At 36.8% G+C, this 11,992-nt stretch carries 18 protein-coding genes; 7 read left to right on the top strand and 11 right to left on the bottom strand.

The window, feature by feature from the left end:
- Window positions 1-117: 117 nt before the first annotated feature.
- The gene (locus FC51_RS11830) at window positions 118-663 is read right to left on the bottom strand and encodes a DUF536 domain-containing protein (RefSeq protein WP_057911386.1); all 546 of its coding nucleotides are present in this window, start codon (window positions 661-663) and stop codon (window positions 118-120) included.
- Between the two features lie 592 nt (window positions 664-1,255).
- Here FC51_RS11830 and FC51_RS11825 point away from each other — a divergent pair.
- A complete protein-coding gene (locus tag FC51_RS11825) occupies window positions 1,256-2,359 on the top strand; it encodes a replication initiator protein A (protein WP_057911385.1) in 1,104 nt (367 codons plus the stop codon).
- Window positions 2,360-2,580: 221 nt separating this feature from the next.
- Here FC51_RS11825 and FC51_RS12485 read toward each other — a convergent pair whose 3' ends face one another.
- The 5 genes from FC51_RS12485 to FC51_RS11805 all read right to left on the bottom strand — a co-directional run bounded on the left by FC51_RS12485 (window position 2,581) and on the right by FC51_RS11805 (window position 5,315).
- Window positions 2,581-2,733 (bottom strand): hypothetical protein, encoded by a 153-nt coding sequence (locus FC51_RS12485; RefSeq protein WP_162838578.1) that lies wholly within the window; start codon window positions 2,731-2,733, stop codon window positions 2,581-2,583.
- A complete protein-coding gene (locus tag FC51_RS11820; RefSeq protein WP_057911384.1) occupies window positions 2,717-3,886 on the bottom strand; it encodes a relaxase/mobilization nuclease domain-containing protein in 1,170 nt (389 codons plus the stop codon). The genes FC51_RS12485 and FC51_RS11820 overlap by 17 nt, the downstream gene beginning before the upstream one ends.
- Window positions 3,868-4,221, bottom strand: a complete 354-nt coding sequence (locus FC51_RS12610) for a plasmid mobilization protein (RefSeq protein WP_225355077.1) — start codon at window positions 4,219-4,221, stop codon at window positions 3,868-3,870. The genes FC51_RS11820 and FC51_RS12610 overlap by 19 nt, the downstream gene beginning before the upstream one ends.
- Before the next feature lie 466 nt (window positions 4,222-4,687).
- Window positions 4,688-4,957, bottom strand: coding sequence for a helix-turn-helix domain-containing protein (locus FC51_RS11810; RefSeq protein WP_057911382.1), 270 nt, complete (start codon window positions 4,955-4,957; stop codon window positions 4,688-4,690).
- Complete coding sequence (locus tag FC51_RS11805) at window positions 4,944-5,315, bottom strand: type II toxin-antitoxin system RelE/ParE family toxin (RefSeq protein ID WP_057911381.1); 372 nt, start codon at window positions 5,313-5,315, stop codon at window positions 4,944-4,946. The genes FC51_RS11810 and FC51_RS11805 overlap by 14 nt, the downstream gene beginning before the upstream one ends.
- A gap of 213 nt (window positions 5,316-5,528) precedes the next feature.
- Between FC51_RS11805 and FC51_RS11800 the strand changes: the two genes are divergently transcribed.
- The 3 genes from FC51_RS11800 to FC51_RS11790 all read left to right on the top strand — a co-directional run bounded on the left by FC51_RS11800 (window position 5,529) and on the right by FC51_RS11790 (window position 7,226).
- Entirely contained in the window at window positions 5,529-5,816 is a 288-nt protein-coding gene (locus tag FC51_RS11800) for a hypothetical protein (RefSeq protein WP_155519323.1), read from the top strand.
- A 63-nt stretch (window positions 5,817-5,879) separates the two neighbouring features.
- Window positions 5,880-6,275, top strand: coding sequence for a hypothetical protein (locus FC51_RS11795; RefSeq protein WP_057911379.1), 396 nt, complete (start codon window positions 5,880-5,882; stop codon window positions 6,273-6,275).
- A 69-nt stretch (window positions 6,276-6,344) separates the two neighbouring features.
- Window positions 6,345-7,226, top strand: coding sequence for a GIY-YIG nuclease family protein (locus FC51_RS11790; RefSeq protein ID WP_057911378.1), 882 nt, complete (start codon window positions 6,345-6,347; stop codon window positions 7,224-7,226).
- A gap of 62 nt (window positions 7,227-7,288) precedes the next feature.
- On the opposite strand, the gene FC51_RS11785 is transcribed toward FC51_RS11790, so the two are convergent.
- Window positions 7,289-7,876, bottom strand: a complete 588-nt coding sequence (locus FC51_RS11785; protein ID WP_057911377.1) for a site-specific integrase — start codon at window positions 7,874-7,876, stop codon at window positions 7,289-7,291.
- A 76-nt stretch (window positions 7,877-7,952) separates the two neighbouring features.
- Here FC51_RS11785 and FC51_RS11780 point away from each other — a divergent pair, with 76 nt between their 5' ends.
- Window positions 7,953-8,231, top strand: coding sequence for a type II toxin-antitoxin system Phd/YefM family antitoxin (locus FC51_RS11780; RefSeq protein WP_002834561.1), 279 nt, complete (start codon window positions 7,953-7,955; stop codon window positions 8,229-8,231).
- On the top strand, window positions 8,231-8,587 hold the full coding sequence (locus tag FC51_RS11775) for a type II toxin-antitoxin system YafQ family toxin (protein ID WP_042494406.1): 357 nt from the start codon (window positions 8,231-8,233) through the stop codon (window positions 8,585-8,587). Before FC51_RS11780 ends, FC51_RS11775 begins: the two co-directional genes overlap by 1 nt.
- Before the next feature lie 120 nt (window positions 8,588-8,707).
- Here the strand turns inward: FC51_RS11775 and FC51_RS11770 are convergent, their stop codons facing one another.
- The 4 genes from FC51_RS11770 to FC51_RS11755 all read right to left on the bottom strand — a co-directional run bounded on the left by FC51_RS11770 (window position 8,708) and on the right by FC51_RS11755 (window position 11,650).
- On the bottom strand, window positions 8,708-9,046 hold the full coding sequence (locus FC51_RS11770; RefSeq protein WP_057911376.1) for a helix-turn-helix domain-containing protein: 339 nt from the start codon (window positions 9,044-9,046) through the stop codon (window positions 8,708-8,710).
- Window positions 9,047-9,207: 161 nt separating this feature from the next.
- Complete coding sequence (locus tag FC51_RS11765) at window positions 9,208-9,660, bottom strand: hypothetical protein (RefSeq protein WP_057911375.1); 453 nt, start codon at window positions 9,658-9,660, stop codon at window positions 9,208-9,210.
- 227 nt (window positions 9,661-9,887) lie between these two features.
- The gene (locus tag FC51_RS11760; RefSeq protein ID WP_057911374.1) at window positions 9,888-11,033 is read right to left on the bottom strand and encodes a hypothetical protein; all 1,146 of its coding nucleotides are present in this window, start codon (window positions 11,031-11,033) and stop codon (window positions 9,888-9,890) included.
- Window positions 11,030-11,650: an ATP-binding cassette domain-containing protein gene (locus FC51_RS11755; protein WP_057911373.1), complete on the bottom strand. Its 621-nt coding sequence runs from the start codon at window positions 11,648-11,650 to the stop codon at window positions 11,030-11,032. Before FC51_RS11755 ends, FC51_RS11760 begins: the two co-directional genes overlap by 4 nt.
- A gap of 72 nt (window positions 11,651-11,722) precedes the next feature.
- Between FC51_RS11755 and FC51_RS11750 the strand changes: the two genes are divergently transcribed.
- Window positions 11,723-11,992 (top strand): transposase (locus FC51_RS11750; protein ID WP_057911372.1); only part of this gene is annotated, 270 nt, incomplete at its 3' end.

Genomic DNA, 11,992 nt, shown 5'->3' with positions numbered 1-11,992 from the left:
ACCTACATTTTTAAACTGCCCTTGACATTCATGTTTAAAATTGATTTTCTCGACTTATAAATCAACTTAGCACCTTCTTATTTAGTAATTAATTTAAAAAATGAATTTAGTTTGATACTACCAAAAATGCCACCATCTTTTATTAGCTTTATTTTTGTCTTTGCTATTATCAGGATTATGATCATTCAGCAAACCATTGTTCCTATCAGTTGATTGTTGTTCTTGAACTGATTTAGAAGTTTCAATCAAGCTACTTAATTTCTGCACACGTTCCTTTAGCTCACGATTTTTAGTTACGGTTGCTAATTGTAATTGTTGTTGCTGATCTATCAATTTTGTTAGATGATCTATTTGTCGGTCTTTGGTAGCAAGCTGTTTGTCGCGTTGAGACTTTAAATCTTCTACTTCTCTTCTAAGAGTAGCGACCAGCTCATCATTTTCTTTGTTAGTCTTTGGTGGCTCTTTGCTACCTCTTTGTTGCTTCTTTGCTAGCAAAGGCTTTGCTACCTTACCTCTTATAATCCTTTCTGCTGTGGGACTAATAAGGTTTGTGCCCTGACTATTCTTTTGTTGGTTATTTGCTGGTAGTCTTTGGTAGTGATATTGAATAGTCTGTTTGGAGACCTTTAATTCATCTGCAAGTTGTTTAATTGTTTTTGCCAATGCCAATCACCACCCAGTTAAATTAAAAATGTTCTTTTTTCTATTTTGAGGTTAATCGATTCAAAGTACAACTGGAATCTGTAAAGATAGTTATTGTTGCACTGAAAGTGGTGTGCTAAACTGAAACTAATCTGACAACAAAATAAAAGTAAATAAAAATCAAGCCAAGAAAAAATCCCGATCCGATTGGGATCGAGATTTTATATTCTTAGCAAGTAGCTAGATAACAGCTACTTAGTCCAAACATTCAGACCTGGCAGAATGAATGTTTGAACTTTGATTTCTGTGCTTGTATTCATTATACCTCATACCCTTAAATCGGGACAAGAGTAGATAATAACAAACAAGAAATTAAAGATGGACTAAGTAGCCAACGGCTATTTAGTCCTATTTTGTTGTTAGAAATTAAAAAAGTTGCCGATTGGGCAACCAAGAAAAGGAATCCATGCTGATGAATTATAAAGCCGCCAGACCAATGAAAGCCTTGTAATTCAGTTAGAGCATATCAGATTTGTATTTTAAAACAAGTCTTATGTTTTAGCAACTCTCTTTTGAGCCAGCATGGGTCGGACATAGAAAGGGAGTTTTTATAATGGATCAAACAAATTTCAAGTTTTATCAAGCTGATAACGTTTATGGGGCCTTGTTCTTCCAGTTTCCAAAAGTATTGATGTATAGCCAGCAATATCGAGGATTAAGTGATGCCGCTAAGCTAGCTTACATGGTACTAAAAGACCGGCTAGAGTATTCTTTACGCAATCACTGGATTGATGAGGAAGGGCACGTCTACTTTATTTTTACCAATCAAGAACTTAAAGATTTATTCGACTGCTCAAATGATAAGTTAGCAGCCGTGAAAAAAGACTTGGAACGTGCAGGACTACTTTATCAAAAAGCCATGCATTTCAATCCCAAAACTGGCAAAAACGAACCCAATCGACTTTACCTGGCCGAACTAGATATGCAGTCAACTGACGTCTATTTACGCGGTGAATATGCTCAAAAAGAGCCGCAAACCCTTGCTACGAGCGAAAATCCGAAAATCGGACGTTCGCGGAAGACCGCTCAAACCCTTGCTACGAGCGAAAATCCGAAAATCGGACATTCGCGAAAGTTCGTTGACGACACCCCGCAAACCCTTGCTACGAGCGAAAATCCGAAAATCGGACACGATCTATATAAAGACTTTAAAAACATAGATACTAATAGATACAATATAGATACTCAAAAGTTGAACTTTTCCACAGCCCATTTTTCACCAGCAGAAATTCAAAAGCAAAATCGAGATTTAGTAAAACATGCTGACGAGTTCTTAACCGATCCAGAAAGTGGCTGGGAAGTCTTCTTAGAACCCGAAGCCATTCAACTGCTCAGTTTCTGGTGTCGAACACCACAACAAATGCGACGCTTTATCCGCATCATTTTGAATGCTAAAAACAACCTCGAAAAAGAACATCAAGCCTTAGGAGTCAAAATTAATTTAGGTGACGATACGCTTAAACCACTGATAACTAAGACCTTGAGAAGATACTTTAACGTGCTCAGAAGTAACGAGAAGCATGTTAAGGACGTGGAAAACTATTTGTACGGGACCATGACGAATCTGTTCGGTATTTACTGGAATAAACTAGCTGGGGCTAAATATCGGGCGCAACACTCAGAAGAATTCAAGAATCAAGGGGTCATTTCAGATTAGCTCTAAAATCGTTTCTCAGCCGTTTTAGTTAACTGGCATATAAATACACCAGAACTGATTTAAAATGGCTTAGAAACGATAAATATAGCCAATAATAAGCGAAAAATACGCTAATTGGTTTCAAAATCCTAAATTCATGTCAATAAAACGCCAATTTGGTTTAACCCTGGAATAAAATTGTCAGCAATTGAGGACGCGAAAAACTGAAAGCTTAACTTGAACTAACCGAAATACTTGGTCAATAACCAGAAAATAAGGCCTGTCAGAATACCAGTCGGGATCACAGCCAGCAGATAATTCTTAATTTCATACCACGAGAACCGCTTTTTCGTGGTTTGTAACTGCTGATCCATTTGATCAGCGACTTGGGCCATCGTCTCTTGAATGGTCTGGTTCACTTGGTCGCTGAGTTGGCTGAGGCGCTGGTTGTTTTTGGCTTGTTCGGTTTGAATTTGTTTGAGCGCGGTCAGATTTTCCTGACTGATCAGGTTGGTCTGCTTTTGGAATGCTGCGTAGGCGCTTTGTAAGGTCTGTTTTAATTGGGCCTGAGAGCTGGCGTTGCTGCTGTCTAAGTTGTTTAAGGTCGTCTGAAACTGTTGGTTGACTTGTTGGGCGGTCTGTTCGATCTGATGAAGTTGTTGATCGAGGGACGTTTTGGCTGTGGCTTGCAGTTGAATCTGAGTGCCCTGGTAATTCCGGAGTTCGGCTATGGTCTGATTGAGCTGGGTCAATTGTTGGGTTAACGGTTCGTTCTGGTTGCTGGTTGGTTCTTGTTTGGTTTTGTCGGCTTGCCAACTCATTAAAAATCGTCTCCTTTTCATAATCAAGCCCGAGTTTGGTTCCCCGAGACTTGTAATTGGTCCCTAATAGCTGATAGGTGAGATTTTTGCCCCGTTCCCATACTTTAACTGCCTGTTGTTTCAAGTCGTCCTGAAAGGCCTGAAAATCGCGAATCAGGGGGTTCTGCATGGTGTGATCGACGGCTTGGCGGATTTGATCTTTCCAAGTGGGCTGCTGTTTAGCCCGGAGCTTAATTTCGGCCATTGAGCGTTTCTCGTGACGGTTAGGATCGGGCCGGGTGACCATTAAGCCATGTTCCTGGCACACTTGATCCGTGATGTGGACTAAGTGATCGCGATATTGGTGCCAATTACCGTGCATTTTTTGCCCGGTTTCCAGGTTAATCGCGCCAATGACGGCATGGACGTGTAACGAATCGGTATCGGCATGTTCATAAAGGGCCACCTGTTGATTGGGATAGGCTTTGGCATAAACTTCTTTGGCAACGGCTAAAACCGTTGTCTGATCATGAGGATCTTGCGGATTAAATTCCAACGGGCTAAAGGCAATCCGGCTGGCATACGCTTGGGTTTTCCCAGGATTGCCATAGACGGCCCGCACTTGTTTAAATTCGCTTTTAGCGTACTGAATATCTAAATTGAGGCCATCTTTTTTGACGGCCCGTTTTTCAGCGTAATTAACTAACCTAGATGCACTGGTGGAACGTTTTATGTGAGTTGTTGCCATACGCGGTGCACCTCGTTTTGTAAATCCTTTAATGCTTGGGGATCGATTTGACCACCTTGATTAGCATGATGGGCCAATTGATTAAGATTACCGCCAATTTTAGCTAACTGATGAGTGATGTTCTGGGCATCTTGGGCAGTAATCTTAGGGGCAACTAAGCGCGCCCCCTGGGCCTTCTTTTTGACAAAAGCCGGCACGGACAGATTTAAAGTTTGCGCGGAACGCGCCAGCTTTAAATAGTCCGGTTCACTCACCCGAAAATTAATTTGTTTGCTAGCCTGACGATGAACCTGAGTCGTCTTTTTTGTGCTAGCCAGATTTTGTGGTTCGTTCACAAGTCCCACCTCCGTTGCCCTGCGGGCAAAGTTATTCGAGATATCAAAAGTCGGATCAGCCGCAGGCTGACTACCTCCTAATGATAATCGAATAACAGAGGATTGGCAAGCAACCCGCATGTTAGCCACAAGACTACGTTTGTGGCAGCTGCGGTGCTTGCAAGGGGGACAGCTAACGCTCCCCCTTGACCCCCAAGTTCGCTGTGCAATGCCAAAATGGCTAGCCGATTGGCTAGCCACTTTTTGGCAAAGCTTCGCGTTTTTACTCAAAATTGCTATCGGAATTTGAGTAAAAAAGTCTTCCAGACGGGGGCTGTCAGCCGAATGATTTTGCATCATGAGCATGCCTTCAGCAGGAGCCTTTCAGGCGGAGTTTTGCGCAAACGGCGCAAGCTAATTTAGCTTGATCAAAAAAGCAGCAGTTGATTAAATCAACTGCTGCCAAATACCCCTTTAAAGGTCTAACTTATTGAGTAAATTCAATTTTAATTGTTTTACCCATAGCATGGGCAATTTCAGCTAGTTTATCAAACGTTACATTATCGCCACGTTCGATTCTAGCAATGGTGGATTGAGGGACGTTTGCTCTTTCAGCTAAATCGGCCTGAGTTAGGCCAACTTCTTCACGAGTATGATACAACGCTAAGGCACTGGCAGATTTTTCCTTGTCAGCATGATAAGCTTCAGCAAACTTAGGGTCTTTTAATTCCCGGGTTAAAATATCATTGATTTTCATTTTGACTATCCTCCCATTCAGTTCGTAATTCAATCGCATGTTTAATTTCAGCGGGTGGTGTTTTTTGTGTCTTTTTGGTAAACCCATGGGTAATCACATATTTTGGTCCCTTAACGTGAAAGTATAATGCCCGTTGAATATTACTGGATACCTTACTTCTTAATTCATATAAATTTTTAGCTGATTCTATCTTTTTAACCCAAGTCATGCGTTGAGTGGCTAGTAAACCCTGTTCCTGCGTATCTGTAATCACTTGCAGTAATTTAGCGCGATCTTTAATTGGCAGTTGCTGTAACCATTCATCGAATTCATCATGACCATTGGGACGTTTGTAAGTTTCAAATTCTGTTTTTTCCATATCTCACTTATAGCATATATGCTATTTTTTAAACATATATGCTATAAGTGTTAAACAAAATAAAGGTTGACAAAGCTTTAAGATGTATTAATATTTAGTTTAATTAAACTAATCAAATTAATTAGCTTAATTAAACTAAATAAGAATGGAATGATTCAAATTATGGATAGAGCCGATAAATTGTTAATTCTTAAGTTAAGTGAGGGAGACAATTTGCCAATTGATCGTTTAGCACAATTAGCAGACGGCCATTGGAAAGTTAATGCTGTTAAAATACAATCTGTTAAACTCGTTATTGTATTGGTCCATAAGAAAGTTGTTGGTGACTTTTATTTAGCTGATAAGGTTACGTTAGAGTTGAATACAGGGCGTATAACGAATCTTGGATTAAGAGATGCGAAAAACGTTTCAGGACTAGTAGGTAAAATATTAAATTATAGAACTGCTAATCCTGCAACTATAAAAAAATTTGCGGATCTTAATGATCTAATTGTTAAGTGACGGTGTTTTTATTTCTTATCATATTATTCGACTATTTATTGTTTTTAAGATGGAGGGCACACTATGAAAAAATGGCAGCAATTAGGTATAGTTTTATTCAGTCTTACACTGGGGTTTAGTAGTACAAGTATGATTACTAAGGCTTCGAGTTGGCACAAAGGGACTCCCAGTTTGATTAGAGGAACTTGGAGCTATAATCCTAAAGGACAAGTATGGGGGCAATATAGGATAAAAAAAGCGTCTTACTATTCTGGGCAGATGGGAATGTCTGGGGTAAAAGTAACAGGAGTCAAATACCGAGCTTTAGGACACTATAAATATGAATTAACAGGGAATGGTCACAAAAATGGTATGTATAAGGGTGGCAAGGATACAATTGTAGTTAAACGGCAGACACATTATTTATATGTTAAACTTCCCGGGCAAACAGCAACTAAATATTATCATGGCGGTCTTTAATGGAAGCAGTTGGATAGTAGCAACTAGATAGAAAAATATTTATGTTAACACTGTGGAGGAGTAACGATTATGAACAATGAAATCAAATTAAACGATTTAATCCCAGTTAATCCAGATGAGTATCAGAAATATCGTTTGCATTTTGCCAAACCAACTTTTGATAAAGAAGCCGGTAATAGATACTTTCCATTACAGGTCTTACATAATCAGCTATTTGAAGCTGACAATGATGGTTGGGACCAATGGCAAACCCGTATGCATAATAGCAAAGGTGAAAGGTTCCCAAGCGATTTCGTCATCACATTTGCTCAATACCCTGATAATTCCGATACGTTTCTTTTTGGAGGCGTATTTAAAATTATAGACAGAGATAAAACTAATGATAAGTACAATATTGAGTGGCAGTCAGAGTATGAAAAATACGTCGGTAGATTAGTTGTCAAAGTAAAATTAGAGGCCAGAAGTGTTTATAGGAAATTAGATAACTTATTCCCCACAGTATTAATTAAAGAAATTCTTCCAAGTCCGTTTTATACAGGCGAAAAATTTCCTGGTTACAAGAAACTGGATTTAACCTATAATAAATTATCTGAAATTGACCATGGATATTTGCATGATTGGAAGCAGGTTCTTCAAAATATTGAAGGCGTTTATCTGATTACAGATGAAAAAAACAGCAAATTATATGTTGGCTCTGCAACAGGAGTAAAGGGCATATGGGGACGATGGATAAGCTATTACAATAGTTTAACCGGTGGCAATAAAGGATTGGAAGAATTGAATGAAGAAAGTAAAAAGAAATTTGATGAAAATTATATAAAACAGAATTTTCATTTTTCAATATTAGAAGCTTATGCATTAGGTTCAATAGGCAGAGAGAAAATTATTGAACGGGAAAGTATGTGGAAAAACAGGCTAAGGTCTCGAGAAACTGGATACAATAAAAACTGAAGCTGTGTTTAACAGCACTTTAGGTTATTATTCCCGAGCTTATATACGATTTATATGTTTTTCTATCCAAAATCAATTTGATCGAGCATCGTTTCAGTACTAGCCTGGTCTAAGCCTAAATAAGCTAAAGTCATCGCCTCACTGGAATGATTGAGCAGATTCATGACTAAGCCAATATTATAATTTGATTGCGTGTAGACCCGATAAGCCCCGGTTTTGCGCATCGTATGGGTCCCTAGATAATTAATGCCTAACAGATCGCCAACCTTACTCATAATTTTGTAGAACTGTTTTTCCGTGATATGGCGCTCGGGGTGTTGAATGGAAGGAAAGAGCCATTCAGAGGCTAGTCTATGATCAAGTAGCCATTGACGGTACAATAAGAGCTCTGGTTGAACCGGTTTAAGGTACAAGGTATTAGGTTTACCCGTTTTTCGATCGTGAATAAACGCATTTTGTTTAATAGAACCGTCCGGATTAAAAATATCGGCCTGTTTTAAGCGCATGACATCACTGACTCGCAGCAGTGTCGCTTTGCCAACTTGAAAAACTGTATAGTTACGCCGGCCAGCTTTAAAGTTGTTGAGTAAGGTATCTTGAACCTCCTTGAGAACATTTGAATCTTTGATGGGTAAGACAACTTGTTGCATAGTTTTAGCTCCTTAAAAAATTGATTTTTAGTACAAGTTAAAGTACAATATTGAGTACAAAGAAAGGGTGGTAAATATGACATTAGCACTAACACAGAGCGATTTTCGCGCTAACCTAAAAAAATATTTAGATCAAGTTAATGACGAAGACGAAACAGTTTATATTGCTCGTTCAAATAGTCGCGCAGTGGCCATCGTTTCACAAGAAAAAATGGACTGGCTAGAAAGAGCATTAAAAGCGAAAGAAGGTTCGTTAGAATATGCAATTGCGCGTGATCAGTTAATTAAACGACATGTTTTACCTGATGATGAAATTGTTGAATCAAATGATGATTATTGGGGTCAGTTTAAATAATGAAAAAATTAAGATTTAAACCACGTGCAACCTTTAATGCTGATCTAAAACGGTTAGCCAGTTTAGACAAATCTATTATTGATGAAGTTCGAGCAGCCATTGATCTGTTGCTTGAGCAACAACAATTACCACCAGAATTTGAAGATCATGAGCTTAATCGGCGAATGAGCGGCTATAATGAATTTCATTTACGAGATACCCCGAAAAACAAAACACCAAGCGAAACTAACGATGTCCTGGTTGTTTATACGATTGATAAAGATGAACTAGTCTTAATCGGAATTCGAGTGGGGTCGCATGATCGTTTATTTCCTGGTCAAAATCGTTCTAAAAGGTATCGAAAAAATAACGAATAAAAGAAGCTATTTTTATAATATGAAAATAAATAACCCCTAATATCTACATTATAGATATTAGGGGTTATTCTTTCAACGTTTTCGAGGGGGTATTTGAAGGTTATAGACCCTAAATGTTTCTTAACTAAAGACAGCAATAATCATTTTGGTGATTAAATAAATAATTGCAATTACCATCATCCAACCAGTACTACGCATAAATTCCCAGACATTAGTTTGTGCCCTTGCGTTTTTGGTAATAACTATGCTTTTTTTTAGTGAATCATCTCCCTTAATTAAACTATCTAAGGTAATGTCGAATAGATTGCTGATTTGCACCAAACGATCAATATCGGGATAAGCACTCCCGACTTCCCATTTAGAAATGGCCTGACGAGAAATATTAAGCGTTTCTGCAAGATAATCTTGCGTCCATTGTCTTTTTTCTCGTTCTTCTTTTATCCTTTGCCCTAAAATCATAAGCGTAACCTCACTTTCAATAGATTAATTATCATATTGAAGTGATAAAAAAGCACGCTAATTATTAGCGCACTAAAAGCAACTACTGGTTGCAGAGAATATTCTATTGTAAACAAGGGCTAAATGGAGATACAGGTACTGATTAAGGAAAAATAATTATTTTATTTTCTCAATTTCGCAGTGTTTCTATTTAAAATATCTTTGATGGAGATAATATATATTGGCTCATTAGCCTGAGAGTCAATAGAAGCACAGGCAAATAAGTGATCATCTAATAAATTTTCTTCTTTAGCGACTGAAAATCCTTGCTCCATTACATACTGTTCATCAGTCGCTGTGAAGTCAAACACAACAAGATAATTTACGTCGCTCCATTTCTTTGTACCCTTCACGATATCTTGGATAAAATCTTTAACATGTAGTTTGAATTCAAGAATAATGTCATCTGTTTTTTTGGTGGTTTTTATCTGAGCATAAAGATCATATATATTACTATACCCATGCTGTAAAATACGTAAATTAGGAAAAGTTTCTTTTCCTAATAATTCAAAAAACATTCCGGATACTGTTCCCTTCTGATTAGGTACATAATTAAAATGAGTTATTTTATCCATATTTAAATTAGCACTATTATCCTCGATAGTGTGAAATTTTGAACTAGTACTGGATGTAAAAATTCCTTCCTTTTGAGAGACGATTTATTCATTATACGCTCTCTTAAAAGTTGTCTCAGGAATCAGCTTACATCCAGTTTCTTTAAAAGATTAAAAAGCAATCAGAAATATTTAGTAATATAATATTTTTGATTGCTTTTTAATCTTTTAGTAACCTTTTTTCTCTATTAAAATTGATTGGTATCAAATGAGCGCTGCTTAATTTTCATAATTAAATAAATCATTGTTAGGAAGAATATTGTCCAAACAATCAAGGAGATAATCCCATTTATATAATTAAAGTGAATATTTCTAGTTTCATGAGCAAGTTGTCCAGATACAATGTTTACGCCATTAAAATAGCTGGTTGGCAAATATTGTCCTAATTTTGCTAACGGTTTAAAATATGGCGTCACTAAATTTGTCCCGATTAATCCAATTGTGCTAATTAAAACTACGGGGAGCGCTTGTTTAATAATCATAGCTATAAAATAAACAAAGGTGACAATAAAGCAAACGGTTAAAATTCTCATGATCAAGATAGGGCCAATTAGATTCCCCTGACTGATGTAAAGATTAAAGGGTATTTTAAAATCAAAGAAAGCAATCGGATAATGCCATTTCCCAATACCTGAGATAGCAGATGCTGATATAAAGCTAGTGACTATTACGACAAGAACGAATAGTAAGGCAATGCCTATACCAGCTTCAATATTTTGAATAACATTAGTTCCAATGCTCATGGGTAGTAAATTATCTTTATCAATACTACGGGCAAACCGTTTATCATACAAAAGTCCCAAATTAAAAATAAGTAATAACGGTATCAACACAGCTGAGATAACCTGATCAGTGAAAATTGAAAAAGAGATCCCCGTTGTTGGGCTAGTTCTAGATTGCTCAGAAAGATTTAGTTTTGCTAAAAAATTGCATCGATAATTTTCGCTCATTAAAAGGTTAACCAGCTGTTTGTCAATCACTTTACTATTGTTTTCAGCCCCCAATTGACCGTTATTATAACTAATCTGAGCCTTATAAGCTGACTGCCACTGCTTTTTATGAATAAGATATTTAATATGTTGATTTGCTTTAATATCTTTTTTTAGTAGTTTGATATTATCTTGGTTGGCTTGACTCCTGTCGGGTAGTCCCTGCTTGATTTGCTTATTATCAAAGACTATTTGATTTTCAGCATTAGTAATGAGAGTTTCACTGTTTTTATTCTTAATATTAAAAGCCAGTAAAGATAGTATAATAATCACGATTAAGAGGAGTGAGGTTATTAAAAGTCTCGACTTAAAGGCTTTTTTTAACAGAAATACTGTGTAAGTCATTTAGACACTTCTTTCATAACTTGGTCTTTTAACTCTAAAATATGATCAACTAACGGTTCCATGTCAGAACGATAATGTGAAGATAAAATAACACATTTCTTTTTACTTTTAGCAAAAGAATAAATCTGTTGATAAAGGAGCTGTCGGCTTTTCTCATCAAGACCGTTACTGATTTCATCCATAATAAGATATTTAGCATCACTGATAAAATACATGGAGATTACTACCTTCTGTTTCATACCAAGTGAATATTTTTTGATGGGAATTTTTATATACTCACTCATTCCCCAATAATCAACTATTTCTTTTATGTTCAGCTGTGATTTCCATTGACTTTTAATAAATTTAAGATAATCAAGACCAGATAAATTACTATCTAACCAATTTGGAGATTCATAAAAGAAAATAGACTGCTTTCTGTTGCTAAATTTTTCATGATCAAAAAGAATGCCACCTGATGACCTTTTAATCAAATTGGTAAGAGTTCTAAAAAAGGTGGTTTTTCCTGTACCATTCGTTGCAATTATCAAATAAATTTTTCCTAAATGAAATTGATAACTAAAATTATCAAGAATTGGATGACGTAATTTGATAGATAAATCATTAATAGATAACATTTTATTCTCCTTAGAAGCTGTCCAAGATCTATGATTTTTGATATACTTCTATGTAAAAAGCGAGTTTAAGCTATGAAAAATTATCCCAGCAATATTACTCGGCAACAATTTGAATTAATTCGACCAGCTTTAGAAAATTTTCGTAAGCGAACTAAGCCTCGAAAATATGACCTCTACGAGGTCTTCTGTGCGGTCCTATATGTCTTGAAAACCGGTTGCCAATGGCGTCAAGTCCCCGGTGATTTCCCAGAATGGCGGTCAGTTTATAACTATTACAAAATTTGGTCAACTAAAGTATACAACGCAGGAGAGTTTGCGTTTATTTTTTTGCTAAAAAAGCCA

The organism is Lentilactobacillus parabuchneri DSM 5707 = NBRC 107865 (assembly GCF_001435315.1).
Taxonomy (GTDB): Bacteria; Bacillota; Bacilli; order Lactobacillales; family Lactobacillaceae; genus Lentilactobacillus; species Lentilactobacillus parabuchneri.
Note: the sequence above shows the minus strand (reverse complement) of the source record. Positions and strands in the feature narration are given on the sequence as shown.

Bases quoted from the DNA above. Each gene is read 5' to 3' on its own strand.
- FC51_RS11820 (WP_057911384.1), bottom strand. From the start codon at position 3,886: ATGGCAACAACTCACATAAAACGTTCCACCAGTGCATCTAGGTTAGTT.
- FC51_RS11780 (WP_002834561.1), top strand. From the start codon at position 7,953: ATGACATTAGCACTAACACAGAGCGATTTTCGCGCTAACCTAAAAAAA.
- FC51_RS11770 (WP_057911376.1), bottom strand. From the start codon at position 9,046: ATGATTTTAGGGCAAAGGATAAAAGAAGAACGAGAAAAAAGACAATGG.
- FC51_RS11760 (WP_057911374.1), bottom strand. From the start codon at position 11,033: ATGACTTACACAGTATTTCTGTTAAAAAAAGCCTTTAAGTCGAGACTT.
- FC51_RS11785 (WP_057911377.1), bottom strand. From the start codon at position 7,876: ATGCAACAAGTTGTCTTACCCATCAAAGATTCAAATGTTCTCAAGGAG.
- FC51_RS12485 (WP_162838578.1), bottom strand. From the start codon at position 2,733: ATGGCCCAAGTCGCTGATCAAATGGATCAGCAGTTACAAACCACGAAA.
- FC51_RS11765 (WP_057911375.1), bottom strand. From the start codon at position 9,660: ATGGATAAAATAACTCATTTTAATTATGTACCTAATCAGAAGGGAACA.
- FC51_RS11795 (WP_057911379.1), top strand. From the start codon at position 5,880: ATGAAAAAATGGCAGCAATTAGGTATAGTTTTATTCAGTCTTACACTG.
- FC51_RS11825 (WP_057911385.1), top strand. From the start codon at position 1,256: ATGGATCAAACAAATTTCAAGTTTTATCAAGCTGATAACGTTTATGGG.
- FC51_RS11810 (WP_057911382.1), bottom strand. From the start codon at position 4,957: ATGAAAATCAATGATATTTTAACCCGGGAATTAAAAGACCCTAAGTTT.
- FC51_RS11790 (WP_057911378.1), top strand. From the start codon at position 6,345: ATGAACAATGAAATCAAATTAAACGATTTAATCCCAGTTAATCCAGAT.
- FC51_RS11755 (WP_057911373.1), bottom strand. From the start codon at position 11,650: ATGTTATCTATTAATGATTTATCTATCAAATTACGTCATCCAATTCTT.
- FC51_RS11775 (WP_042494406.1), top strand. From the start codon at position 8,231: ATGAAAAAATTAAGATTTAAACCACGTGCAACCTTTAATGCTGATCTA.
- FC51_RS11805 (WP_057911381.1), bottom strand. From the start codon at position 5,315: ATGGAAAAAACAGAATTTGAAACTTACAAACGTCCCAATGGTCATGAT.